This is a genomic window from Micromonospora sp. NPDC048894 (assembly GCF_040649765.1).
In the GTDB taxonomy this organism is placed as follows: Bacteria; Actinomycetota; Actinomycetes; order Mycobacteriales; family Micromonosporaceae; genus Micromonospora; species Micromonospora antibiotica.
Genome location: NZ_JBEZFY010000009.1, coordinates 152,206 through 176,664 on the forward strand (window position 1 = coordinate 152,206; position 24,459 = coordinate 176,664).

20 protein-coding genes are annotated in these 24,459 nt (G+C 74.8%); 8 read left to right on the top strand and 12 right to left on the bottom strand.

Annotated elements, in window-relative coordinates; translation table 11 throughout:
* Positions 1–95 precede the first annotated feature (95 nt).
* Complete coding sequence (locus AB0C22_RS20865; RefSeq protein WP_357536612.1) at positions 96–245, bottom strand: hypothetical protein; 150 nt, start codon at positions 243–245, stop codon at positions 96–98.
* 138 nt (positions 246–383) lie between these two features.
* Here AB0C22_RS20865 and AB0C22_RS20870 point away from each other — a divergent pair, with 138 nt between their 5' ends.
* Entirely contained in the window at positions 384–1,349 is a 966-nt protein-coding gene (locus tag AB0C22_RS20870; RefSeq protein WP_357536483.1) for a helix-turn-helix domain-containing protein, read from the top strand.
* 51 nt (positions 1,350–1,400) lie between these two features.
* On the opposite strand, the gene AB0C22_RS20875 is transcribed toward AB0C22_RS20870, so the two are convergent.
* The 4 genes from AB0C22_RS20875 to dacB form a co-directional block, all read right to left on the bottom strand.
* On the bottom strand, positions 1,401–3,029 hold the full coding sequence (locus tag AB0C22_RS20875) for a gamma-glutamyltransferase family protein (protein WP_357536484.1): 1,629 nt from the start codon (positions 3,027–3,029) through the stop codon (positions 1,401–1,403).
* A 317-nt stretch (positions 3,030–3,346) separates the two neighbouring features.
* A complete protein-coding gene (gene tilS / locus AB0C22_RS20880) occupies positions 3,347–4,369 on the bottom strand; it encodes a tRNA lysidine(34) synthetase TilS (protein ID WP_357536607.1) in 1,023 nt (340 codons plus the stop codon).
* Between the two features lie 206 nt (positions 4,370–4,575).
* Positions 4,576–5,643: a zinc-dependent metalloprotease gene (locus tag AB0C22_RS20885; protein ID WP_208567733.1), complete on the bottom strand. Its 1,068-nt coding sequence runs from the start codon at positions 5,641–5,643 to the stop codon at positions 4,576–4,578.
* Between the two features lie 134 nt (positions 5,644–5,777).
* A complete protein-coding gene (gene dacB / locus AB0C22_RS20890; protein WP_255598743.1) occupies positions 5,778–7,388 on the bottom strand; it encodes a D-alanyl-D-alanine carboxypeptidase/D-alanyl-D-alanine-endopeptidase in 1,611 nt (536 codons plus the stop codon).
* Between the two features lie 572 nt (positions 7,389–7,960).
* On the opposite strand from dacB, the gene AB0C22_RS20895 reads away from it, so the two are divergent.
* Complete coding sequence (locus tag AB0C22_RS20895; protein WP_204927072.1) at positions 7,961–8,467, top strand: inorganic diphosphatase; 507 nt, start codon at positions 7,961–7,963, stop codon at positions 8,465–8,467.
* A gap of 71 nt (positions 8,468–8,538) precedes the next feature.
* Here AB0C22_RS20895 and eccD read toward each other — a convergent pair whose 3' ends face one another.
* Entirely contained in the window at positions 8,539–9,939 is a 1,401-nt protein-coding gene (gene eccD, locus AB0C22_RS20900; protein ID WP_357536486.1) for a type VII secretion integral membrane protein EccD, read from the bottom strand.
* A gap of 103 nt (positions 9,940–10,042) precedes the next feature.
* Here eccD and eccCa point away from each other — a divergent pair, with 103 nt between their 5' ends.
* The 4 genes from eccCa to AB0C22_RS20920 all read left to right on the top strand — a co-directional run bounded on the left by eccCa (position 10,043) and on the right by AB0C22_RS20920 (position 17,082).
* Positions 10,043–14,014 (top strand): type VII secretion protein EccCa, encoded by a 3,972-nt coding sequence (eccCa, locus tag AB0C22_RS20905; RefSeq protein ID WP_357536488.1) that lies wholly within the window; start codon positions 10,043–10,045, stop codon positions 14,012–14,014.
* Positions 14,015–14,087: 73 nt separating this feature from the next.
* Positions 14,088–15,485 (top strand): type VII secretion-associated serine protease mycosin, encoded by a 1,398-nt coding sequence (mycP, locus tag AB0C22_RS20910; RefSeq protein WP_357536490.1) that lies wholly within the window; start codon positions 14,088–14,090, stop codon positions 15,483–15,485.
* Between the two features lie 41 nt (positions 15,486–15,526).
* Positions 15,527–16,324, top strand: coding sequence for a phosphatase PAP2 family protein (locus AB0C22_RS20915; RefSeq protein WP_357536492.1), 798 nt, complete (start codon positions 15,527–15,529; stop codon positions 16,322–16,324).
* A 29-nt stretch (positions 16,325–16,353) separates the two neighbouring features.
* Entirely contained in the window at positions 16,354–17,082 is a 729-nt protein-coding gene (locus AB0C22_RS20920; RefSeq protein WP_357536494.1) for a phosphatase PAP2 family protein, read from the top strand.
* A gap of 63 nt (positions 17,083–17,145) precedes the next feature.
* Here AB0C22_RS20920 and AB0C22_RS20925 read toward each other — a convergent pair whose 3' ends face one another.
* The 6 genes from AB0C22_RS20925 to AB0C22_RS20950 are packed head-to-tail and all read right to left on the bottom strand — an operon-like array spanning position 17,146 to position 22,609.
* Entirely contained in the window at positions 17,146–18,324 is a 1,179-nt protein-coding gene (locus tag AB0C22_RS20925) for a MarP family serine protease (protein WP_208567727.1), read from the bottom strand.
* 58 nt (positions 18,325–18,382) lie between these two features.
* On the bottom strand, positions 18,383–19,081 hold the full coding sequence (locus AB0C22_RS20930; RefSeq protein WP_208567726.1) for a CoA pyrophosphatase: 699 nt from the start codon (positions 19,079–19,081) through the stop codon (positions 18,383–18,385).
* Between the two features lie 28 nt (positions 19,082–19,109).
* Complete coding sequence (locus tag AB0C22_RS20935; RefSeq protein WP_357536496.1) at positions 19,110–19,802, bottom strand: TlpA disulfide reductase family protein; 693 nt, start codon at positions 19,800–19,802, stop codon at positions 19,110–19,112.
* Positions 19,799–20,587, bottom strand: coding sequence for an endonuclease III (nth, locus tag AB0C22_RS20940; protein ID WP_357536498.1), 789 nt, complete (start codon positions 20,585–20,587; stop codon positions 19,799–19,801). The genes AB0C22_RS20935 and nth overlap by 4 nt, the downstream gene beginning before the upstream one ends.
* A 52-nt stretch (positions 20,588–20,639) precedes the next feature.
* Complete coding sequence (locus AB0C22_RS20945; RefSeq protein WP_357536500.1) at positions 20,640–21,797, bottom strand: CapA family protein; 1,158 nt, start codon at positions 21,795–21,797, stop codon at positions 20,640–20,642.
* A 56-nt stretch (positions 21,798–21,853) separates the two neighbouring features.
* Entirely contained in the window at positions 21,854–22,609 is a 756-nt protein-coding gene (locus tag AB0C22_RS20950; protein WP_357536502.1) for an adenosylcobinamide amidohydrolase, read from the bottom strand.
* A 220-nt stretch (positions 22,610–22,829) separates the two neighbouring features.
* Here AB0C22_RS20950 and AB0C22_RS20955 point away from each other — a divergent pair, with 220 nt between their 5' ends.
* Positions 22,830–23,507, top strand: a complete 678-nt coding sequence (locus AB0C22_RS20955) for a Crp/Fnr family transcriptional regulator (protein WP_067306583.1) — start codon at positions 22,830–22,832, stop codon at positions 23,505–23,507.
* 167 nt (positions 23,508–23,674) lie between these two features.
* Positions 23,675–24,418 (top strand): metallophosphoesterase family protein, encoded by a 744-nt coding sequence (locus tag AB0C22_RS20960; RefSeq protein ID WP_357536504.1) that lies wholly within the window; start codon positions 23,675–23,677, stop codon positions 24,416–24,418.
* Positions 24,419–24,459 lie beyond the last annotated feature (41 nt).

Sequence of the window (24,459 nt, forward strand, 5' to 3'; positions counted from 1 at the left end):
TAGCCTGCCGTACGCCGGCCGACCCGCGTCGGCGGGGCCGCACCTTTCGGCGCGACCCCGCCACGGTTTTTTCCGGCACACCGGGAGCAACCACCTCAGCAGGCGTGGGACCGCCAGCGGCGACCGTCCTCGGTGGGCTTCCAGTCGGCGGAGTCACGGGTGTCGGCGGTCAGGCCGACAGCCGAGGCGACGGCCAGCGCGACGATGAAGAGCAGGAACAACAGCAACTGCATGGCGGCGCTCACTTTCCGGGGATCTGCGTGGTTTTCGCCGCCGGCGCGCACCGGACTGCTACCAGTTTCCGCCCCCATCCCAGCGCCGGACAGTGGCAGTAATGCCATGCCCCCTCGATTTTCTGCCACTCCTGCGGTTACCCTCGTCACATGATCCGATCGGTGGCCGTCATCGCACTGGACCAGGTGGCCGTCTTCGAGCTGGGCGTGCTCACCGAGGTCTTCGGCACCGACCGCACCGACGACGGTTTCCCCGGCTACCGGTTCACGGTCTGCACCGCCGACGGCGACCCGGTGCGCACCGCCTCCGGCTTCGGCCTCACCCCGCACGCCGACCTCGCCCCGGTCGACGACGCCGACCTGGTCGCGGTGCCCGCGTACACCCACGGCGACGGTGAGCTGCCCGAGGCGGTGCTGGCCGCGCTGCGCCGCGCCGCCGACCGGGGGGCGTACGTGTTCAGCGTCTGCTCCGCGGCGTTCGTGCTCGGTGCGGCCGGCCTGCTCGACGGCCGGGAGTGCACCACCCACTGGAAGTACGTCGACGAGCTGCAACGCCGCCACCCCTCGGCCCGGGTCCGGTGCAACAGCCTCTACGTGGCCGACGGGCCGGTGCTGACCAGCGCCGGCACCGCCGCCGGCATCGACGCCTGCCTGCACCTGGTACGCCAGGAACACGGTTCGGGCACCGCCACCCGGCTCGCCCGGCGGATGGTGGTCCCGCCGCACCGCGACGGCGGCCAGTCCCAGTACGTCGAGGCGCCGATCCCGGCCACCCCCGACGCCCCCACCCTCGAACCGGTGCTGAGCTGGCTGGTGGGGCACCTGGACCGGCCGACCACCGTGGACGAGCTGGCCGCCCGCGCCGGCATGTCACCGCGGACCTTCGCCCGCCGGTTCCGGGCCGAGACCGGCACCACCCCGCACGACTGGCTCACCAACCAGCGGGTGCTGCTGGCCCGCCGGCTGCTGGAGGAGACCCGGCTCAGCGTGGAGAGCGTCGCCGGCCGCTCGGGTTTCCCCGACGCCGCCGCCCTGCGCCACCACTTCGCCCGCCGGCTCGGCACCACCCCGCAGGGCTACCGCACCACCTTCCGCGACCGGGTCCCCACCGCCTGAGCCCACCACCGATCCGGCACGGACCACATCACCGACCGGACGCGCCGACGATCAGTAGCCCAGTGCCGCGCCGTCCACCCGGGGCTCCGCGCCGACCACCCAGCCGCCGGCCGGGTCACGCCACAGCGCCTGGCCGTACCCGAAGACCGACGGCTCGTCGGCGACGGTGACCTCGTGGCCCCGAGCACGCAACCCCGCGACCAGGCCGGGCTCCGCCGCCAGGGCCGGCTCGACGAGCAGGGTCCGGCCGGCGTGCCAGTACCAGCGGGGAGCGTCCAGGGCGGCCTGCGGATCGAGGCCGGCGTCGACGGTCGCGGCGACCAGTTGGACGTGCCCCTGCGGCTGCATGTGCCCGCCCATCACCCCGAACGGCCCGACCGGTGCCCCGGCACGGGTCAGGAAGCCCGGGATGATCGTGTGGAAGGGCCGCTTGGCCGGCCCCACCACGTTGGGATGACCCGGGTCGAGCCGGAAACCGGTACCCCGGTTCTGCAGGGCGAAACCGTGGCCGGGCAACACCACCCGGGAGCCGAACCCCAGGTAGGTGGACTGGATCAGGCTGACCATCAGGCCGTCGGCGTCGGCCGTGCAGAGGTATACGGTGCCGCCCCGTTCGGGCGTGCCGGCCACCGGGTCGCCGGCCCGGTCGGTGAGCAGCGCCCACCGCCCCGCCAGGTAGCCCGGGTCGAGCAGGCCGGCGGTCGGCACGTCGGCCCGGTCCGGGTCGGCCACGTGCGCGTGCGCGTCGGCGAAGCCGAGCTTGACCGCCTCCACCTGCCGGTGCACCCGGTCCACCGGGTCGGCGACCGGGTCGAGCCCGTCGAGGACGCCCAGCGCCTGCAGCGCCGCCAGCCCCTGCCCCGGCGGCGGAAGCTCCCACACCTCGTGCCCCCGGTAGCGGACGCTGACCGGGTCGACCCAGGTCGAGGTGTGCGCGGCCAGGTCGGCGGCGGTGAGGAAGCCACCGGTCCGGGCGGCGTGCCGGTCCAGGGCCGCCGCGATCGCACCCCGGTAGAAGTCCTCCGCGCCGCTGGCGGCGATCAGCCGCAGCGTCCGGGCCGCCGCCGGATTGCGCCAGCGTTCACCCGGCCGGGGTGCCCGACCCGCCACCGTGAAGACCCGGTCGAACTCGGTGAACTCGGCACCCGTCGGCACCGGCTGCGCCAGCGCCCGCGCCCAGGTGGCGGCGGTGCCGGTGGAGACCGGGTGGCCATGCTCGGCGTACCCGACCGCGTCGGTGAACAGGTCGGCGAAGGGCAGCACACCGAACCGGTCGTGCAGGTCCCGCCAGCCGGCCGGCGCACCCGGCACGGTCACCGGCAACCAGCCCCGGGCGGGCATCGCCGGCCCGGCCGCCTGCTCGCCGCCGAGCGCCGCCACCGGTTCCGCCGCCGCCCCGCCGGTGGCGGCCAGCACCACCTCCCGGGTCAGCCCGGCCGGTGACCGCCCGGCGGCGGCGAGACCGTGCAGCCGGTCGCCGTCCCAGACGATGGCGAACAGGTCACCACCGATGTCGTTGGACGGCGGCTGCACCACGGTCAACGTGATCGCGGTGGCCAGCGCCGCGTCGACGGCGTTGCCGCCGCGCCGCAGCACGGCCAGGCCCGCCGCCGCCGCGAGCGGGTGGCTGGTCGAGACGGCACCGTGCGGGGCGAACAGGGCACTGCGGGGGTACGCCATCAGCCCTGTCTACCGCACCACCCCAACCCACCCCCACGGGTACGCGGCCACGCCGCTGCGCGGGCGCCTCGACGCTCGGCGCTCGACGCTCGACGCTCGGCGCTCGGCGCTCGGCGCTCGGCGCATCATGATCAGATTGCGAAAATGGAGACGACATGCCGGCCCGAATGCTCAAAACGCAATCTGATCACTCCCCCGCCCCCGGCCACCCTGCCTGAGGCGCACTCGGCCAGCCAACGGATCCCCGCTCGGGACGCGCCCAGCCAACGGGTCCCCCACTCGGGCGCGCCCAGCCGACGGACCCCGATCGGATGTGCTCAGCCGACGGGCAGCAGCCGGCCGCCCCGACGGCCGACGCGTACCCCGCCGGGCAGCGCCGTCGCACCCTGCCCCCGCCAGGCGGTGACCAGCGCGTCCAGCGCGTCCACGTGCCGGTGGGAGAGCGCACCGGGTGGGGCCCCCAACTCCCGCGCCCAGGCGTGCAGCACCCGGCTGCGGACCGCCCCCGGCAATCCGGCCAGCGCCACGACGGACAAGCCCCCACCGTCCCGCAGGGGAGGCCGGTCGACTGCCGCCCCGTCGGATGGGGGTGGCGGGGTGGCGAGGGCGGCGGCGGCCAGGTCGTCCAGGGCGGCGGTGTCGGCGGCGAGCAGTCGGGCTGTCCGGGCCAGATTGTCCAGGACCCCCTCGCCGAGGGCGGTGACCAGGGCCGGCAGCACGTCGGCGCGGACCCGGGCCCGCGCGTACGACGGATCGGTGTTGTGCGGGTCCTGCCACGGGGTCAGGCCCGACGCCGCGCACGCGTCGCGGGTCTGTGCCCGGGTGACGTCGAGCAGGGGGCGCAGCAGCGGCACCCCGGCCAGGTCCCGCCGGGCGGGCATCCCGGCCAGCCCGCGCGGGCCGGCCCCCCGGGCGAGCGCCAGCAGCACCGTCTCGGCCTGGTCGTCGCGGGTGTGTCCGAGCAGGACGGCACTGGCCCGATGCCGGCGGGCGGCGTCCGAGAGCGCCTGGTAGCGGGCCTGCCGGGCGGCCGCCTCGGGGCCCCCCGGCCGGCCGGCCACCGTCACCGGCACCGCCTCGACCGGATCGAACCCGACGCTCGCAGCCCAGTCGGCGACGGCGGCGGCACGTTCGGCCGACCCGGCCTGCAACCCGTGGTCGACGGTCACCAGAGCGGCCCGCCGCCCGAGCCGGGACGTCACGAAGGCGGTGGCGACGGCGAGGGCGAGCGAGTCCGGCCCGCCCGAGCAGGCCACCAGTACCGGCCCGTCAGCGGGCAACCCGGCCAGGGCACGGCGCACCGCGACCCGGAGGGTGGCCACCGACGGCGCAAGGGCCACCCCGGGCGGGGCACCGCGAACGTGCCGTCCGGCCACGGTCGGGTCGACGCAACTGGTTCCGCCCACCGGCTCGGCACCGCTCTGCCCGACCACCGGGCCGACGGTCGGGCCGACAGCGCTGTCCCCAACCACCGGACCCACGGCCGGGCCGACGGAGCTGTCCCCGGCCACCGGGTCGACGGAGCTGGGCCGACCGGCCACCGGGGTCAGCCGGCGGTCGGGGTGGCGCCGGCCGGGCCGTGTACCCGGGCCACCCAGGCGGCCGGGTCACCCAGCTCGTCCAGCCGGGGCAGGGTCAGCGGCGAACCGAAGATCTTGTTGAAGCCGGCCATGCCCACCTGCTCGACCACGCCGTGCACGAACTTGCGCCCCTCGGCGTACTGGCGCATCTTGACGTCCACGCCGAGCAGCCGGCGGATCGCCTTCTCCAGCGGGTTGCCCGCCTCGCGGCGGCGGTTGAACCCCGCCCGGATCCGCTCCACGCTGGGGATGACCTGCGGGCCGACGCCGTCCATCACGAACTCGGCGTGCCCCTCCAGCAGGGTCATCAGCGCGGTCAGCCGGTCCAGCACCGCCCGCTGCGCCGGGGTCTGCACGATGTCCAGCACGCTGGTGCGGCTGTCCGGGTCGCGTACCGCGTCGGAGAGGGTGGACACCCCCCTGCGCAGGCGCTCGACCAGGTGTTCGGTGCCCTGGGAGGCGTCCACGAACGCCTGCACCTCACCGAGGAAGTACGCCCGCATCCACGGCACGGCGGTGAACTGGGTGCGGTGGGTGACCTCGTGCAGGCACACCCAGAGCCGGAAGTCGCGCGGGTCGGCACCGAGCTTGCGCTCCACCTCGACGATGTTCGGCGCGACCAGCAGCAGCTGACCCGGGTCGGCGGAGAAGACCTCGTACTGGCCGAGCACCCGGCCGGAGAGGTACGCCAGCACGGTGCCGGCCTGCACCCCGGTGAGCCGGGAGCCGACGGCCTCCGTGAGTACGCCTGGCGGCTTGTCGCCGGAGAGCCGGCTGACCAGTGGGGTGATCACCTCCCGCAGGCCGGCGATGTTGGTGGCCGCCCAGTCCCGCCGGTCCACCACCCGCACCGGCGGATGACCCACCTGCGGGCGCAGCCCCGTGTAGTCGGCGACGTGCCCGGCCGCCTCGTCGGTGAGCCGGCGTAGATCGCCGACCACCTCGGTGGCCTCCGCGTACGACACGCGGGGGCCCGACTTGCTCAGCGCCCCCGCGGTGGCGGCGGCCAGATCCCAGTCCACGAACTGCGCCATGCCACCCACCGTACCCGCGCCGCGACACCCCGGCCGGTTCCGCACGACGGGCTGCTCGACGGCCGGCCCGGGCGCGACCCGCTGGACGGCAGCGGGCGGACGGGGACCGCTCAGCGGCAGGCGACCGGACCCGTTCAGCGGCAGCCGCAGCCGGCCAGTGCACCGGCGATCCGGTCCAGTGCCGCCCGGGTCACCTCCGGGTCGCCGCCCGGCGCCTGGTCGGTGAGCACGGCGAAGGTGAGCAGCCGGCCGTCGCGGGTGGTCACCAGGCCGGCGATGGCGTGCACCCCGGTCAGGGTGCCGGTCTTGGCCCGGACCACGCCGGCCCCGGCGGCGGTGGACGTCGACTCGTACCGGGTGCCGAGGGTGCCCGACCAGGCGGCCACCGGGAGGCCACCGAAGATGGCGGTCAACTCCGGGTGGGTGCCGTTGCCGGCCAACGCGATCAGGTCGGTGAGCAGCGAGGGGCTGATCCGGTTGCTCCGGGACAGTCCGCTGGCGTCGGCGAGGCTGATCTCGTCGGCCGGCAGGCCCAGCTCGCCGATCACCTCGTCCATCGCCGCCGCGCCACCGGCGAAGGACGCCTGCTGGTTGCGGGCCAGGGCGACCTGGCGGGCGAGTGCCTCGGCGATCACGTTGTCACTGTCGGTGATCATGATGTCGACCAGCCGGATCATGGGCAGCGACTCGACCTTGCCCAGTTCGGTGCCGGGCGCGGGTGCGCCACCCTCCGTCGCGCCGCCGGCCGCCGGGGCGGTGCCCCGGACCACCCCGGTCTCCGGCAGGCCGAGCAGCCGGGCGAAGGAGCGGCCGGCGGCCAGGTCGGGCTCGGCGTACCGGGTGGCCGCACCGTGGCTGTCGGCGAAGTTCTTCCGCGCCCCCGCCGGGTCCTGGCGTGCGCCGTCGGTCATCAGCGCGGTGATCGACGCGCCGAAGCCGCCGGTCGGGATGTCCGCGTCCCAGCCGGGACCGTGGACCGGGCCGGGGAAGAGGGTCGAGTCGACCACCACCCGGGTCGGGGCGGTGCCGCCGAGGGCCTGCTTGACCTGGGCGGCGAGGGTGTCGAGCCGGGCGGCACCGGGATAGAAGCCGGATTTGTCGACGGCCAGGGTCGGGTCGCCCCCACCGACCAGCACCACCTCGCCCGGGTTCGCCCCGGCGAGCACGCGGGTCGCGATCCGGTAGCCGGGGCCCCGCGCCTTCAACACGGTCACCCCGGTTGCGAGCTTGGTGACCGAGGCGGGGACGGTGCCGTCGTCGCCGCCCCTGGCGTACAGCGATTCGCCGCTCACCACGTCGGCCACCGACACGTTCACCCGGCTACCCAGGGCGGCGGCACCGGTCAGCGGCTCGACCGCGGCGCGTACCCCGGCGGGGGTCGGCACCGAGGCGGCGGCGTCGGGGCCGGCGAGCACCGGGGACGGATCGGGCTCGGGGGGACGCGCGGAGGGCGACGGGGTGGGGTCCGCGCCCAGCCAGCCGGCGACCGGACCGGGCCGGAGCACCGCCGCCGCCCCGGCGAGGCCGACCAGCAGCACGACGACCAGCAGCACCGGCACCCACCGCCGACGACGACGCGGCGGCCCACCGGCCGCCCCCGGGGGGCCGGTGACCGGCGCGGAACCGGGGGGTACGGGACGCGACGCCGGCCCCGGCTGGCCAGCCGACGACGGGTGGGCAGGCGAAGGATGACCAGTCGACCCCGGCTGGGCAGGTGACGACGAATGGACGGGCGGCGACGGCATCCCGCCCCCGGGGGAGACCGACGCCGCGCCACGGTGCGGCGCGACCTGCGCGGACCCGGCGTGCGGCGTGGCCGGTGCACTGCCGGCGTGCGGCGCGACCTGCGCGGAGCCGGAGTGCGGCGCGGCCGGGGCGCTACCGGCGTGCGGCGGGACCTGCGCGGAGCCGGAGTGCGGGGCTGCCGGGGCGGAGCCGACGGCCGCGCGACCGGCGGCGGCCGTGGCCGGTGGACGCCAGACCGGCGGGGGCGGCTGGTCGGCGGCCCGACCAGCGGCCGACGGTGACTCGGGGGTCGACTCCGGGCGGCGTGGGACGTTCGCGTCGGGCACCGACACCCGGCCGGTGGCCCCGCCGGTCACGGGTCGCCCCGAACCCCGGCCGTCAACCCCCTCCGGGCGGTAGTGTGAATCTTCCCTCCTCACGACCCCCTCCTCCCGCCGCCGAACTCGCCTGGGTGACACTACTTCGGTCCGAAGACTATGCGGCGTCCGGAGCCGACGGGTGGCCATTCATCCGCACCGGGGGCGTCAGTGGTTCCGTTCAGCCAGCGTGGGCAGACGAGGGAGCGTGGGAGATGGATTTCGACGTCACGGTTGAGATCCCGAAGGGTCACCGAAACAAGTACGAGGTGGACCACGCGACCGGCCGGATCCGGCTGGACCGCACCCTGTTCACGTCGACCCAGTACCCGGCCGACTACGGCTTCATCGAGGGCACCCTCGGCGAGGACGGCGACCCGCTGGACGCGCTGGTGCTGGTGCCCGAGCCGACCTTCCCGGGCTGCCTGATCCGCTGCCGCACCATCGGCATGTTCCGGATGACCGACGAGAAGGGCGGCGACGACAAGGTCCTCTGCGTGCCCTACGAGGACCCCCGCCAGGAGCACCTGCGCGACATCCACCACCTGGGCGAGTTCGACCGGCTGGAGATCCAGCACTTCTTCGAGGTCTACAAGGATCTCGAACCGGGCAAGTCGGTCGAGGGTGCCACCTGGGTCGGCCGGGTCGAGGCCGAGGCCGAGGTGTTGGCGTCCTACCAGCGGGCCCGCGACGCCGAGGCGCAGGGCGGCACCGCCCACTGACCCACCAGCTCCACCGCAGGCCCGGACCCCGGTGGTCCGGGCCTGCGGCGTGACAGGGCGGCCGGTCGGCCTCAGCCCAGCAGGCCCCGGGCGGTGTCGTAGAGGTCCAGCACCGCGCAGGCCACCGGCACCACCGACACCACCAGCGCGGTGTCCGTCAGGTCAGCCACCCGACCGAGGTACGGCGAGACCGGTCGCCGGGCGTACGTCGTACCGGCGGCGACGGCGAGCAGGGCGACGAACAGCCCTCCCCCGCTCAACGCCAGCAGCCCGAGGGCACCGGAACGGCCGGCGAGCACCGCGCCGAGCACCACGAACCCGGCCAGCCCGGCGACCACCGGGGGCACCCGGTGCCGGACCGCCACGAACAGCCGGGACCGCAGCAGCAGCACCGCCGCCCCGACCGCCACCAGCACCCGCCCGGCGACGCCGCCGGTGACGGCGAGCACCGCCACGGTCGCGACGACCAGGGTGGCGTGCCCGAGCAGCATCCCGGTCAGCATCTCCTCGCTGCGGGCCACCGCCGCGTACACCCGACCCCGGTCCGGCAGGTCCCGCACCCCGTCCGGGCCGCCCGTCGGGGCGTCCGGCAGGGTGATCGGCGGCAGCGGCACCTTGCCCAGCCGGATCGCCGCCAACGGCAGCACCCCGAGGGCGAAGACCAGCACGCAGAGCAGTACGGCGGCGGTGGCGGCCGAGGTGAGCAGCAGCCCACCCAGGCCGGCGAGCGTACCCACCGCGCCGACGGTCGCGCCGGCCACGAAGACCCGCAGCCGGGTGGCGACGCCGAGCAGACCCAGGACGGCGGCCAGGAGCAGCGCCACCGCACCGGCGAGGAGTTCGGGTGCGCCGAGCCAGGGCAGCGGCTGCACCGACCCGACCGGGTCCCCGGAGCTGACCGCGAGGGCACCCGCCGTCGCGGCGTACGGCAGGGCGTAGCCGCCGAGGGTGGCCCCGGTCGGGCCGTCGCCGTACGCCCGGGAGGCGATCGTGGCGGCGAGGGTGAGCAGCAGCGCCACCGCGCCCGCGGCGGGCCAGCCGGCGGGTTGCCCCGGCCCGGCGGCCAGGACGGCGAGCAGCCCCACGGCCAGCGGCACCCCCGCCCCGGCCAGTACGGCGGCCCGGGTGGTCGCCGCCGACCAGGCGGCCCCCCGGCGGCGGGCGCCGTCGGCGATGGCCTCGACCACGTCGTCGTACTCCAGCTCGGGCCACTGGTCGTGGGCGGGCACCAGGTGCAGCACCTCGCCGTCGCGCACCCCCTGCGGCAGCAGCGGCTGCGCGGTCACCAGGACCGCGCCGTCGGTGCGTCGCAGCACCCAGCCGCCGTGCCGCTCGCCGTCGTCGGCCAACCCCTCGCCGGCGTGCCGCAGCACCTCGGGGAGCAGTTCGGCCAGGGGCACCTGCTCCGGCAGGGCCACGTCGACGCGGCGCCCGGGGGCGCTGATGGTGACCCTGGCCAGCCCGGTTGTCATCGACTGGACTCCATATCGATCGGGAGCGGTGGCTGACGGACGACGCGCACTTTACCTACGATGAGCCAGGTTCGGGTTACCGAGCGCCACAGGGAGGTGCCTTTTGTCCACTGTCGTCATCAAGCGGCCACCGCGCCGGCCCGCGCCGGAGATCCCGGTCGGCGAGCTGCCCGTGGAGGGCCCGCCGGAGATCCCCGTGGTCACCGGCGGACGCTGGCAGCAGGCACTGATGGTGCTGCCGATGCTGGGTGGCACGGTGGCGATGGCGATGATGTTCGGTCGGGGCGGCGGCGCCTACTCGTACGTGGTGGGCGGCATGTTCGGGCTCTCCTCGGTGGCGATGCTGATGACCTCCTGGGGCAGTGCCTCCGGCACGCCGAGGAAGTCGGAGATGATGGCCGCCCGCCGGGAGTACCTGCGGCACCTGACCGGGCTGCGGCGACGGGTCCGGCAGACCGCCCGGCAGCAGCGTGCCGGGCTGTACTACCGGCACCCGGACCCGGGTCGGCTCTGGTCGACGGTGGACAGCCACCGGGTCTGGGAACGCCGCCCCGGCGACCCGGACTTCGGTGTGGTCCGGATCGCCGTCGGGCCGCAGACGCTGGCCACCCCGCTGGTCCCGCCGGTCACCCGCCCCCTGGAGGAGTTGGAGCCGATGACCGCCGGGGCGCTGCGGCGTTTCCTCGACGCGTACTCGGTGGTGCCGGACCTGCCGGTGGCGCTGTCGCTGCGCAGCTTCGCCCGGGTCTTCGTCCGGGGTGGGCGGTCCGACGGCACCGGCGGGGCGGCGGAGAGCGGCGGCACGGGGTCGCCCGACGCGCAGGCGCTGGCCCGCGCGATGCTCACCCAGCTCGCCGTCTTCCACGCCCCCGACGAGTTGCTCGTCGCGGTCTGCGCCGGCCCGGAACGGCGGCGGCACTGGGAGTGGGTCAAGTGGCTGCCGCACGCCCACCACCCGAGCAGGGTCGACGCGCTGGGCCCGGTCCGGCTGGTCGCCAGCTCCGCCGTCGAGCTGGAACGGCTCCTCGGCGAGGTGCTGGCCAGCCGGTCCCGGTTCAGCCCGGCCGGGCCGGCCACCGACGGCCCGCACGTGGTGGTGCTCCTCGACGGCGGCGACCTGACCGACGCCACCGAACTGACCGGCGACGGCGGCATCGACGCGGTCACCGTGCTCGACCTGGACACCCCGCCGCCGCGCCTGCTGGACCGGTTCGCCCTGCTGCTGGAGGTCCGGGCCGGCCGGCTGCACTCCTGGTCGGCCGAGGGGCACGCCGAGGTGGGCCGCGCCGACCGGCTGGACGTCGCCGACGCGGAGGCGGTCGCCCGCCGGCTCGCCCCGCTGCGGCTCGCCGCCGTCAGCCGGGGCACCGAGGCCACCCCCGGTGCCGAACTCGACCTTCCCGAGCTGCTCGGGCTCGGCGATCCGGAGGGGTTCACCGCCGACCAGGGTTGGCTGCCCCGCTCACCCCGCGACCGGCTGCGGGTGCCGATCGGCGTCGGCGTGGACGGCGGCGCGGTCGAGCTGGACCTCAAGGAGTCCGCGCAGGACGGGATGGGCCCGCACGGGTTGCTGATCGGCGCGACCGGCTCCGGCAAGTCGGAGCTGCTGCGTACCCTGGTGTTGGCGTTGGCCGCCACGCACAGCTCGGAGCAGCTCAACTTCGTGCTTGTCGACTTCAAGGGCGGAGCCACCTTCGCCTCCTTCGACCGGCTGCCGCACACCGCCGCCGTGATCACCAACCTGGTCGACGCGTTGCCGCTGGTCGACCGGATGGTGGACGCCATCAACGGCGAGCTGATGCGCCGCCAGGAGCTGCTACGCCGGGCCGGCAACTTCGCCAGCCTGCGCGACTACGAGCGGGCCCGGGCGGCCGGTGCGCCGCTCGCCCCGCTGCCGTCACTGCTGCTGGTCTGCGACGAGTTCTCCGAGCTGCTGTCGGCCAAGCCCGACTTCATCGACCTGTTCGTGCAGATCGGTCGGCTCGGCCGGTCACTCGGCGTGCACCTGCTGCTGGCCAGCCAGCGGCTGGAGGAGGGGCGGCTGCGCGGGTTGGACACCCACCTGTCGTACCGGATCGGGTTGCGGACCTTCTCGGCGTTGGAGTCCCGCACGGTGCTGGGGGTGCCGGACGCCCACGAGCTGCCCCGCTCCCCCGGGCACGGCTACCTGCGCGCCGGCACCGACCCGCTGGTCCGGTTCCGGGCCGCGTACGTCTCCGGGCCGGTCCGGCGGCGCAGCGGGGGGACCGGCGGCGGGGCGGGCGGGGTGGCCCGGCTGCTCGCCTTCTCCACCCACCTCGTCCCGGTGCCGGAACCGGTCGCCCCGGTGGCCCTGCCGGCCGTCGGGGAGACCGCCGAGACCCTGCTCGACACGCTGGTCGGCCGGTTGGCCGGGCAGGGTCCGCCGGCCCACCAGGTGTGGCTGCCGCCGCTGGAGCACGCGCCCACCCTGGACGAGTTGCTCGGTCCGCCCACCGTCGACCCGCAGCGTGGCCTGGGCTTCGCCAACCCGGAGCTGCACGGTGGCCTCCAGGTGCCGGTGGCGATCGTCGACAAGCCGTACGAGCAGCGACGCGACCTGCTGTGGTTGGCGCTGGGCGGGCCGGCCGGGCACGTGGCCGTGGTCGGGGCACCGCAGAGCGGCAAGTCGCACGCGGTGCGGACGTTGGTCTGCGCGCTGGCGCTCACCCACACGCCGACCGAGGTGCAGGTCTACTGCCTGGACTTCGGTGGCGGCGGGTTGACCGCGCTGCGGGAGCTGCCGCACGTGGGCGGGGTGGCCGGCCGGGCCGACCCGACGGTGGTCCGGCGTACCGTCGGGGAGGTCGCCACCCTGCTCGCCGAGCGGGAACGCCGCTTCGCCGAGCTCGGGGTGGAGTCGATGGCGGCGTGGCGTGACCGCCGCCGGGCACTCACCGCCGCCGGTCAGCCCACCGTCGACCCGTTCGGTGACGTGTTCCTCGTCGTGGACGGCTGGGCCACCCTGCGCGGCGAGTACGACGACCTGGAACCCCTGATCACCGACCTGGCCACCCGGGGTCTGTCCTACGGGGTGCACGTGGTGGCGAGCGCCGTGCGTTGGCTGGACTTCCGGCCCGGCATCCGGGACCTGTTCGGTTCCCGGGTGGAGCTGCGTCTGGGCGACCCGTCGGACTCGGTGGTGAAGCGGGCGGCGGCGGCCGGGGTGCCGGAGCAGGCGGGCCGGGGGATCACCGCGCAGAGCCTGCACCTGCTCACGGCCCTGCCGCAGCTCACCGGCGGGGACACCGGGGATCTGGTGAAGGCGGTCGCCGGTGCCTGGTCGGGCCCGGTCGCCCCCCGGGTGCGGTTGCTTCCCCCGGTGCTGCCGTACGCCGAGTTGGACAAGGGTGCCGGCACCGGCCTGGCGTTCCCGGTCGGGATCGCCGAGGCGGATTTGCGCCCGGTGCTGCTCGACTTCACCACCGAGCCGCACTTCGTGGTCTTCGGTGACGCCGAGTGCGGCAAGTCGTCGTTCCTGCGGGCGCTGGCCACCTCGATCATCGACCGGTTCACCCCGGAGCAGGCCCGGGTGATCCTGGTCGACTACCGGCGCAGCCTGCTCGGCACCGTCGAGACCGACCACCTGATCGGGTACGGGACGGCGGCGGCACACACCGCCGAGTTAATCGAGTCGGTCGCCGGTTACATGCAGGGTCGACTGCCCGGCCCGGAGGTCACCCCGGCGCAGTTGCGGGACCGTTCCTGGTGGTCCGGCCCGGAACTGTTCATCCTGGTCGACGACTACGACCTGGTGGCCAGCGGTCCGGCGAACCCGCTGCGGGCGTTGGAGGAGCATCTGCCCCAGGCCCGTGACGTCGGCCTGCACCTGGTGCTGGCCCGCCGCTGCGGTGGCGCCGGCCGGTCCCAGTACGAGCCGATCGTGCAGCGCCTGCGCGAGTTGTCCACCGCCGGACTGGTGATGAGCGGCAGCCCCGACGAGGGGCAGTTGGTGGGTGCGGTCCGGCCGGGTCCGTTGCCGGCGGGGCGTGGCCGGCTGGTCACCCGACGCGAGGGCGTACGCCTCGTGCAACTGGCCCATCTGCCGCCACCGTGATCCGGGTGTGCCGGAACGTGCCGTGTCGGCGGGGAGAACCGGTAATCTCCGTGCAGCAGGTGTCCCGTGATGAATGGCTGACGATGTGACCAGGGTTGGGCAGGGCTCCCCGACGGCGCTGCACCGGTTCGCCGGGCGGGCGCTGCTCGGTGTCGCGGCGACCACCGTCACCGTGTTGGGCACGGCCCCACCTCCGGCTGCCGCCGCGGTCCCCGCCTCCATGCCGGCCCCGTCGTCGGTCTCCACGGTGGCCGGCCGTCCGGCCGCGCTGGCCGGGGCGCGCACCGGCACCCCGCTGGCCGAACCCGACTTCGCCCCGGTGCAGGCCCGTGCCGACCGGGTCCGCGACGACCAGTTCCAGCTCGACGAGCTGAACGCGGCCACCGCCTGGCGTACCTCGACCGGGCGCGGCGTGACGGTCGCGGTGATCGATTCCGGGGTGGACGGTGGCCACCCCGACCTGGTCGGCCAGGTGCTGCCCGGCATGGACCTGGTCTCCCCCGCCGGTGGCGACGAGCCGGACCCGGTGGGGCACGGCACCACGGTGGCCAGCCTGATCGCCGGGCGCGGCGACGACCGGCGGGGGGTGGTCGGGCTCGCGCCGGACGCCCGGATCCTGCCGGTCCGGGTGCTCGACGACGAGAACCGCTACGACGACGCGATGATCGTCGCCAAGGGGGTGCGCTGGGCGGTCGACAACGGCGCCCGCGTGATCAACCTGTCGCTGGGTGGCAGCGGCGACAGCCCGGCCCTGGCCGCCGCGCTGGACTACGCGTTCGCCCGGGACGTGGTGGTGGTGGCCTGCACCGGCAACGTCGCCACCTCCACCACGTCGAAGGTCTGGTATCCGGCCCGGGAGCCGGGGGTGATCGCGGTGGCCGGTCTGGAACGCGACAGTGAGAACCTGTGGTCCGGTTCGATCACCGGCCACGCCACCACGCTGACCGCTCCGGCGACCGGCCTGGTCGGGGCCCGCCCGCCGAGCAACTACTGGGGGGTGCAGGGCACCAGCTTCGCCGCGCCGCTGGTGACGGCGACCGCCGCCCTGGTCCGCGCCCGCTACCCGCAGATGTCCGCCGGGGACGTGGTGAACCGCCTGCTGAGCACCGCGAAGGACATCGGTCCGACCGGCCGGGACGACCGCTTCGGGTACGGCCTGGTCGACCCGGTCGCCGCGCTCACCGCCGACGTGCCGCTGATCTACCGCAACCCGTTGGACGACAACGACTCCCCCGGGGTGGTCGGGTTCGGCCCCGCCCCCGGTGCCGCCGACGACACCCGGGCCGGGGGCACCGGCAGCGACCCGCTCGGCTTCGCCGCACCCCGCCAGCAGACCCGGTGGACGGCCCAGCCGGCCGGCGGTGCCGACGACGCCGCCCCCCGCCGGCTGTGGACCGGGGTAGCCGTGATGGTCGCCCTGGTCACCGGGGTGGCGTTGATGGTGCGCCGGTTCCGGTTGTGGGGCCGTTGAACCGGGCCTGAGATCGGGCGCGGGTGGGTAGAGCAGGGCGCATGAGTTCCTCCGGCCCGCGTACCTCCGTACCCCCGTCGGAACGGTCCTGGCGGGACCGCCGCCTGGACCGGGACCACTCGCTCGGGTTGCGGTTGACCCTGGCGTCGGCGGCGGCGTTCCTGCTGCTGGTGCCGTTCGCGTTGCTGGCGGTGCTGGTGGTGGGGGCCTGGTCGCCGCTGCACGACCTGGACGCCGCGGTCACCGACGCCCTGCACCGGTTCGCCGCCGACCATCCGGTGTGGGTGCGGGCGATGAAGGCGTGGACGCACCTGGCCTCGCCGGGGCCGCTGCGGGTGGCCGCGCTGGTCGTGGTGGTGTGGTCGTGGCGTCGCGGAGCCCGCCGGCTGGCGCTCTGGGTGGTCACCACGATGGCCGTCGGCGGGGCGCTCGGTGCGCTGTTGAAGCTGCTCGTCGGCCGGGAACGACCGGAGCTGCTCGACCCGGTGGCCCGCGCCGCCGGGTTCTCCTTCCCGTCCGGGCACGCGCTGAACGCGACCCTCGCGGCGGGGGTGCTGCTGCTGGTGTTCCTGCCGTTCACCCGGGGCCGCCCGGTGGCCCGGGTGCTGCTCTGGACGGCAGCCGTGCTGCTGGTCGGGGTGACCGGGCTGAGTCGGGTGGCGCTGGGCGTGCACTGGGCCAGCGACGTGTTCGGCGGCTGCCTGCTGGGGGTGGCGGTGGCGGCGGCCACCACGGCGGCGTTGCGCACCTGGCGGGAGCAGGCCGGGCTGCCGGCCACCCGGGCCACCGTGGACGGGGTGTCGCCGGAAGTGGCCGATCGACCGGGCCCGTACGCGTAGCGGGCCACCGGCGGGGGTACTGGGCGGCCATGTCCGCCATCGCTGCGCAGGTCGCCAAGCGGGTCCTTCTCCCGGTGACCCTGCTGCTCGCCTTCATGGTCCTGCTCGGGCTGCTGGTGACCCGGGTCCTCGACGACGTCTGGCCGTTGACCGTGGAGGACACGGTCAACCGGGAGTTGGCCGCCGACCGCACCGGCGGGTGGAACGACGTCTCGCTGGTGTTCAGCACGCTGGCCAGCACCCAACTGATCGTCGTGGTCACCGTGCTGGTGGCGCTGGTGCTCCGGCTGGTGCTGCACCGCTGGCGGGAGCCGCTGTTCCTCTGCGCGGCGGTGACCGCCCAGGCGCTGGTCTTCCTGCTCACCACGATGGCCATCGACCGGCAGCGCCCGGCGGTGGAACACATGGACGTCTCCCCGCCGACGTCGAGCTTCCCGTCCGGCCACACCTCGGCGTCGGTCGCCCTCTATGCCGGTATCGCGCTGCTGCTGGCGCTGCGGGCCAGGAGCACCGCCGGCAAGGTCACCTGGTGGACCCTGCTGGTGCTGGTGCCGGTCGGGGTTGCGGTGACCCGGATGTACCGGGGCATGCACCACCCGAGCGACGTGGTGGCGTCCTTCGTCAACGGCGGCACCTGTGTGGTGATCATGGCGCGGGCGGTGCTCGACCGCTCACTGACCTGGGGCCGGGCCAAGCTGCCCGGCCGCGCCCCGGCGGGCGGGGACACCCCGCCCGCCCACGCTCCGGCCGTCGGCTGACCCCGGGTCCCGCCCGACCGCCGGCTGACCCCGGTCCCGGCCGGTCGGGAGGCGTCGGCGGGCTCAGGTGCAGTCGCCGGTGGCCACCCCACGGGTACGCTCCGCGCCGGCCAGCGCCACCGGTCGGGCCTCCTCGGCGGTGACCGCAAAACCGGTGTTCGGGTCGTCCGCCGCCGCCGCGAAGATCACCCCGAGCACCAGGCCGTTGGAGGAGACCAGCGGGCCGCCGGAGTTCCCGCTGCGCACCAGCGCCCGGATCGTGTAGATCTCCCGGTTCACCTTGCTGGCGTTGTAGATGTCCGGGCCCTCGATCCGGTCCACGTCCCGGATCCGGGCCGGCCGGGCGTCGTACGGGCCGTCGAGGGGGAAACCCAGCACGATCGCGTCCGCGCCGCTGCCGGCCTGCCCGGCGGCGAAGCGCAGGGACGGACCGGGCAGCCCCGGCACGTACAGCACGGCCAGGTCGCGGTCCGGGTCGTAGACGACGACCTCACCGTCGTACCGCTCGCCGCGCAGTTCGACCGCGACGGTACGGGTGCCGGCCACCACGTGCGCGTTGGTCATCACCCGGTCGTCGGCGTAGACGAAGCCGGAACCCTCGATCCGGCGTGAGCAGCTCGGCGCGGAACCCAGCACCTTCACCACCGCCCGCTGGCTGTTCGCCACCACCTGGGAGCCGGCCAGCGCCGGGTCCGGTGGGGCGACCTGCCGCGCCGAGGTACGGCCCAGCCCGTTGAACACGTCGGGGAACCCGTTGGTGTCGACGGTGTCCCGCAGCGCGGTGGACAACTCCTGGGCCTGGTCGGGCAGGACCCGGTCCACCACGGTCAGCAGCGCGCTGTTCTTGACCGAGGCGGCCAACCAGGGCAGCGACGAGGAGCCCAGCGGGACCGCGACCAGCCAGGCCACCAGCATCACCGCGAGGATCGAGACGAACGCGCCCCCGATGTCGTCGGCCCGCCTGGCGGTGTCGTTGGTGATCGTGCGTCGCAGGTGGGAGCCGAGCCAACCGGCCAGCGCCTGGCCGAGCACGGCGAGCCCGAACACCGCGACCAGGGAGACCAGCACCCGTGTCCCGCTGTCGACGAACTGTCGGGCCAGCAACGGCCCGAGCTGGAGACCGATGAGCGCACCCAGGAAGAACCCGGAGAACGACAACGCCCCGATGACGAAGCCCTGACGGTATCCGCTGATCGCGAACACCAGCATGAGCAGGAGCAGAACGAGATCCACGGCCGACACCGGTCAAGGGTACGTGCACCGGACACCCGTGCGGCGCTGTGGATGCGGAACGTGACGGTCAGGTCAGCGGGCCGGCCAGTTCGTCGGCCTCGTCGGTGCCGGCCGAGGGGGCCGGGGTGGCCCCGGTCGGCGGCAGCTCGACCACCCGCGACCAGGGCCACGGCCGGGCCCAACCGCCCATCTCCAGCAGGGCGGCCAGCACTCCGGCGGTGAAACCCCAGACCAGCATCCCCCGGACGGAGAACGCCGGGCCGATCCAGCCGCTGGAGTGGCGGACCCGCAGCCGGTTGGCCGGGTCGACCAACTCGGCGACGGGCAGCCGCGCGACGTGCGCCACCTCGGCCGGCTCCCGGGGGTGCACCGGGTGCGGGCTGTGCCACCAGGCCAGCACCGGGGTGACCACGAAGTCGCTGACCGGGATCCAGAGCTTCGGCAGCTCGGCGAGGACGGTCACGCTGGCCGGGTCGAGGTCGACCTCCTCGTTGGCCTCGCGCAGCGCGGTGGCCCGCGCGTCGGCGTCCTCCGGGTCGGCCGCGCCGCCGGGGAAGGCCGGTTGGCCGGCGTGGTTGCGCAGCGTGGCGGCCCGTTGTAGGACCAGCACGTCGGGGCCGACGCCGGGCTGTTCACCGAGCAGCACCAGCACCGCGCTTTCCCGGCCGCCCTCCTCGGGGGTGGTCAATCGGGTGAAGTCCTCGGCACGGGCGGTGCCGAGCCGGTCCAGCAGCGGGTCGAACCAGGACGGCGGACGGGGATTCACCGGGTCGGCCCGGCACCGGGGGTCGGCCTCACGCGGGCACCGCCAGACCGAGGTGCCGGCGGACCAGGTCGGCGAGGCGGGCGTCGTCGAGCGCGCCGGAGTTGTCGGTGTGCCGGATCCGCCCCTGCGCGTCGACCAGCAGGGTGAGCGGCACGGCCGTGCGACGCAGCTCCCGTTGCAACGCCTCGCCCTGGTCGAAGAGCACCGGGAACCGGATGCCGAAGTCCTCACCGATGGCCTGCGCGCCGTCCCGGCTGTCCCGGCTGTTCACCCCGATCACCTGGAGCTGGCCGGCGGCGCGGACGCTGAGCCGTTGGAAGGCGGGCAGCTCCTGGCGGCAGGGCGGGCACCAGGAGGCCCACACGTTGATCACGGCCGGGCCGTGGATGTCGCGCAACGCCACCGGGGACCCACCGGTGAAGCAGGAGAGCGTCAGCTCGGGCAGGAGGCTGCCGCCACCGTCGGCCGGAGCCGGGCTGCCGGCCGTACCGCTGCCGTCGCCGGCACCGGCGGACCCGGTGGGGGCGGCGGCACCGGCGGACCCGGTGGGGGCGGCGGTGCCGGGGGCCGGCGGGGCGGTCAGGGTGGCGCAGTCGGCGAACGGCGACGGGCGCGGGGCTCGGTCGGGGCCGGTGGCGGAGCCTGTCGGCTCGGCGGCGGCGGTGCAGCCGGCGAGGACCAGCAGCGGCGGGACGAGCAGTGCGGCGAACCGGCGTTTCACGGTGCCTCCGCGACGACGGCCTGTGCCGGCACCAGCTCCGGGTCGACCCCGGCGGCGACCGCGAGCTCCCGGGCCCGGGGGCCCTTGAGCAGCTTGGCGGCGGCGGCCGGCTCGGTCGGCCCGAGCCCGTACGACGGGCAGAGCCGGCTCAGGGTGCACGCCCCGCAGGCCGGCTTGCGGGCGTGACAGACCCGCCGGCCGTGGAAGATGATCCGGTGGGAGAGCATGGTCCACTCCCGCTTGGGGAAGATCGCCCCGATCTCGTGTTCGATCTTGACGGGGTCGGTCTGGATGGTCAGCCCCCAGCGCTGCACCAGCCGCTGGAAGTGGGTGTCGACGGTGATCCCCGGGACGTCGAAGGCGTTGCCGAGGATGACGTTGGCCGTCTTGCGGCCGATCCCGGGCAGCGTCACCAGGTCGGCCAGCCGGCCGGGGACCCGGCCGTCGTACCGCTCGGTCAGGGCCTGGCCCAGCTTGATCAGCGAGTCGGTCTTGTTGCGGTAGAACCCGGTCGGCCGGATCAGCTCCTCCAGCTCGCCCCGGTCCGCCCCGGCGTAGTCGGCCGCCGTCGAATAGCGGGCGAACAGCTTCGGGGTGACCTCGTTGACCTTCTTGTCGGTGCACTGGGCGGAGAGGATCGTGGCGACGGCCAGCTCCAACGCGGTGGAGTGGTCGAGTTCGCAGTGGGCGTCCGGGTGCGCCTCGGTCAGCGCCCGGCCGATCCGCCGGGCACGCCGGGTACGGCCGAGTTCCGTCTCGACCCGGCCGGGAGAGCTGATGGTCACGCCGGCCAGCCTACGTCGCCGCCCCGACGGGCCGCCGGAGCACGCCCCCGGGTCAGCCGGCGTCGGGCGGGCTGATCTTCCCCTTGCCGTCGAACCGCGCCCCGGTACGCGGGAAGTCGTTGCCGCTGAGCTGCTTGACCAGCCCGAGCCCCTGGTCGGCGGAGTCCATCCCCGGCTTGCCCACGGAACTCATCCGGGTGGAGGTGAACGAGCCACCGGCGAAGCTGCCGTCGGGCTTGAGGGAGACCTTCAGCACCCCGCCCCAGCCGAGCCGGCCGGTCGGGTTGAGCGACCGGGCACCCCCGGCGAAGTTGCCCAGGCTGTACGCGATCAACCGGCCCTGGTAGAACTCCATCCCGCGCAGCACGTGCGGACCGTGCCCGACGATCAGGTCGGCCCCGGCGTCGATCATGGCGTGGGAGAACTTCACCGGGTCACCCCGGTTCTCGCCGAGGAACATCTCGGTGCCGGGCCGGACCCGGGTCTTGTCCGACCCCTCGCCACCCATGTGCACCTGCACCACGACCAGGTCGGCCATGGTGGCGGCCTTCTCGACGACCCCCTTGGCGGCGTCGATGTCGACCAGGCTGTTGGACCACGGGTACGACGAGAAGCCGGCCACCGCGACCTTCACCCCGCCGACCTCGACCACGGTGATCTGGTCCGGCGCCCCGGTGTGCTTCAGGCCGTGCTTCTCCAGTGCCTGCTGGGTGTTCTCGTAGCCCTGCGGGCCGAAGTCGTAGCCGTGGTTGTTGGCCTGGTTGAGCAGCTGGAATCCGGCGTCCTTGAGGTGGGAGGCGTACTCCGGGGGGACGCGGAACTGGTAGCAGTTGCTGGCGTTCGCGCCGCACTTGCCGGTGCCGGTGTCGGTGGTGAGCGGCTCCTCCAGGTTGCCCATCACCAGGTCGGCCTTGAGCGCACCCTTGACCTCGTCGAAGAAGCCCTTGCCGCCGTTGGCGGGCAGCCGGGACGGGGCCATCCCCATCACGATGTCCCCGGTTGCCGACAGGGTCACCGACTCGTCCTTGCCGGCCGCCCCGGTGGTGGTCGGTACCGGGGAGCCGCTGACGCCACCGCCACCACCCGGACGCCAGACCGGGTCCGGGGTGTCGTGCTGGGCGCAGCCGGCGAGGAGCACGGCGAGCAGCGCGCCGGTGGCGTACGCGGCGCGGCGGCGGGGACGGGACTGGGAGAAGGCGGCAGAGTACATCGCCCGCGACGCTACCGGGTGGGTAATCGACCGACGACGGCCGATCGGACGGAAGTTCAGCACGACCGCCGCTGCGACCACGGGACGCAGGGCACCGCCCCGCCGTCGCGGACCGCCGCGTGGACGACCCGGGCCAACGGGGCGCCCCAGGTCGACCGGGGGCCGCCGTAGGGCTCCGCCCGGCCGGCCGGCGGGCAGAGCACGGTGACCGCGTCGGTGGGGGTGCCGGTGCCCGGTAGGCCGAGTTCCCCGATCGCCTGGCACTTCGCCTCGGTGGCGGTGGCGACGGCGTTCACCAGTGCGGCGTCGCCGAGCGCCACCGGCACGTAGACGACGACGTTGACCGTCCCCACCCGCTGCGCTAGGGCCCCGCCCTGCCCGGGGGCAGTGCCCTGGCCGGGGGTCCCGCCCTGGCCGGGGGCGACGCCCTGCTCGGGAGCAGCGCCCTGCTCGGGGGTAGCGGGCTGGGCGGGGGCGGCGGCCCAGAGGGGGGTGCCGAGGCCGACGGTGACCCAGGCGCGGACGCCGGTGTCGGTCCGGGTCACCACCTCGGCGACGTCCACTCCGGTGAGTAGGCCGATCCCGGGTCCGTCGAGGCCGAGCCGGTCGGCGAGCTCAGCCAGGTGGGCCGCCGGGTCGTCCCGGTGGTACGACATCGGCACGGTCGCGTTGACCACCCAGTGGCGTACGCCGACCCCACCACCGAGCGGACCGGAGCTGACCGCCCGCAGCGGTGAGCCGGCCCGCCACACCAGGAGCGGTATGTCCCATCCGTCCTCGAAGCGGTGGGTCAACACCGGGTCGCCAAGCACCGGGACACCCTACGACCAGCGGCGACAACTGTCGGTGAGCAGGTGGTGTGGGCGGCTGATCGTAGTGGCCGATCGGGTCGGCGGGGTTACGCCCAACGATCAAGTTTCCCGGGGTGCAGCTCTGATTCGTCCTCACGTGCGCCTAGACTTGGCGGCGCGCGAGGGATCAGCGGACGGCGGACCCGGCCGAGGGACGGCAACGCGCAACCGGAGGTGCGCGATGGACGAGGTACTGGCCCGCAGCGGGATCTTCCAGGGTGTCGACCCGGAGGCTGCCGAGGCGCTCGCCAAGGAGATGGAGACGATCGACGTCCGCAAGGGCGAGATCGTGTTCAACGAGGGCGAGCCCGGCGACAGTCTCTACATCCTCCTGTCAGGCAAGATCAAGGTCGGGCGTCGGGCAGCGGACGGCCGGCAGAACCTGATCGCGGTGATGGGCCCGTCGGACATGGTCGGCGAGCTGTCGCTCTTCGACCCGGGTCCGCGTACGGCCACCGCCACGGCGGTCACCGACACCCGGCTGGTCCGGCTGCGCAAGCAGGCGCTGCGGCCCTGGCTGAACAACCGGCCCGAGATCGCCGAGCAGCTGCTGCGGGTGCTGGCCCGTAGGCTGCGCCGGACGAACGACTCGCTGGCCGACCTGATCTTCACCGACGTGCCGGGCCGGGTCGCCAAGAACCTGCTCCAGATGGCCGGCCGGTTCGGCACCCGCGACGGCGGCGTGCTGCGGGTGACCCACGACCTGACCCAGGAGGAGATCGCTCAGCTCGTCGGCGCCTCCCGCGAGACGGTCAACAAGGCGCTCGCCGACTTCGCCTCGCGGGGCTGGCTACGACTCGACGGCAAGAGCATCATCATCCTCGACCCGGAGCGTCTCGCCCGCCGCGCCCGGGTCTGACCGGCACCGCCTCACCGTCCGAGCCAGGACCGCCCTCGCCGGCGGCCCTGGCTCGTCGGCATTCCGGCGCCGGTTCCGCCCGCCCCGGTCGACCGGTCGGTGATGACCCGCTCTGCCCGGCGCAGAATCCCTCGACAACCCGCTCCGCCGGGCGCGACCCTGGACCGGTGCTGGAACGCGTAGCGGTGCTCTCCGACGTCCACGGCGCGTTGCCCGCGCTGGAGGCGGTGCTGGCCGAGCCGGAGGTGGCCGCCGCTGACCTGATCGTGGTCACCGGTGACGTGGCGGCCGGCCCACAGCCGGTCGAGGTGTTGGACCTGCTGACCGGGCTGGGTGCCCGGGTCCGCTGGGTACGCGGCAACGCCGACCGGGAGCTGGTGCAGGCCCGCGCCGGCCGACCGTCGGAGCACGACGTCTCGAACTGGGCGGCGGAACAGCTCCGGGCCGACCAGGTGGTTCTGCTGGCCGCGCTGCCGTTGACGCTCACCCTCCCGGTCGCCGGCCTCGGTCCGGTGCTCTTCTGCCACGCCACGCCCCGCGACGACGAGGAGGTGGTGCTCGTCGACTCCCGGCCGGCCCGCTGGGCCGAGGTGTTCGCCGGATTGCCCCCGGAGGTGCGCACCGTGGTCTGCGGGCACACCCACATGCCGTTCACCCGGCTGGTCGACCGCCGCCTGGTGATCAATCCGGGCAGCGTGGGCATGCCGTACGGCGGGCCGGGGGCGTACTGGGCACTGCTCGGTCCGGGGGTGCAGCTGCGCCGTACGGGATTCGACGTCGACGCGGCCTGTGCCCGGGTCGCCGCCGGGTCGGGCTATCCGGACGCCGCCGCCTGGGCGGACGAGTACCTGCGCTCCCGGCACAGCGACCTCGACGCGCTCACCGCCTTCGCCCCGCGCGACGGCCGCTGACCGGCGACCGGCACCGGAACGGACCGACGGCACCGGCCGGG

Bases quoted from the DNA above. Each gene is read 5' to 3' on its own strand.
- AB0C22_RS20870 (WP_357536483.1), top strand. From the start codon at position 384: ATGATCCGATCGGTGGCCGTCATCGCACTGGACCAGGTGGCCGTCTTC.
- AB0C22_RS20875 (WP_357536484.1), bottom strand. From the start codon at position 3,029: ATGGCGTACCCCCGCAGTGCCCTGTTCGCCCCGCACGGTGCCGTCTCG.
- AB0C22_RS20885 (WP_208567733.1), bottom strand. From the start codon at position 5,643: ATGGCGCAGTTCGTGGACTGGGATCTGGCCGCCGCCACCGCGGGGGCG.
- dacB (WP_255598743.1), bottom strand. From the start codon at position 7,388: ATGCCGTCGCCGCCCGTCCATTCGTCGTCACCTGCCCAGCCGGGGTCG.
- AB0C22_RS20895 (WP_204927072.1), top strand. From the start codon at position 7,961: ATGGATTTCGACGTCACGGTTGAGATCCCGAAGGGTCACCGAAACAAG.
- eccD (WP_357536486.1), bottom strand. From the start codon at position 9,939: ATGACAACCGGGCTGGCCAGGGTCACCATCAGCGCCCCCGGGCGCCGC.
- mycP (WP_357536490.1), top strand. From the start codon at position 14,088: ATGGCTGACGATGTGACCAGGGTTGGGCAGGGCTCCCCGACGGCGCTG.
- AB0C22_RS20915 (WP_357536492.1), top strand. From the start codon at position 15,527: ATGAGTTCCTCCGGCCCGCGTACCTCCGTACCCCCGTCGGAACGGTCC.
- AB0C22_RS20920 (WP_357536494.1), top strand. From the start codon at position 16,354: ATGTCCGCCATCGCTGCGCAGGTCGCCAAGCGGGTCCTTCTCCCGGTG.
- AB0C22_RS20945 (WP_357536500.1), bottom strand. From the start codon at position 21,797: ATGTACTCTGCCGCCTTCTCCCAGTCCCGTCCCCGCCGCCGCGCCGCG.
- AB0C22_RS20955 (WP_067306583.1), top strand. From the start codon at position 22,830: ATGGACGAGGTACTGGCCCGCAGCGGGATCTTCCAGGGTGTCGACCCG.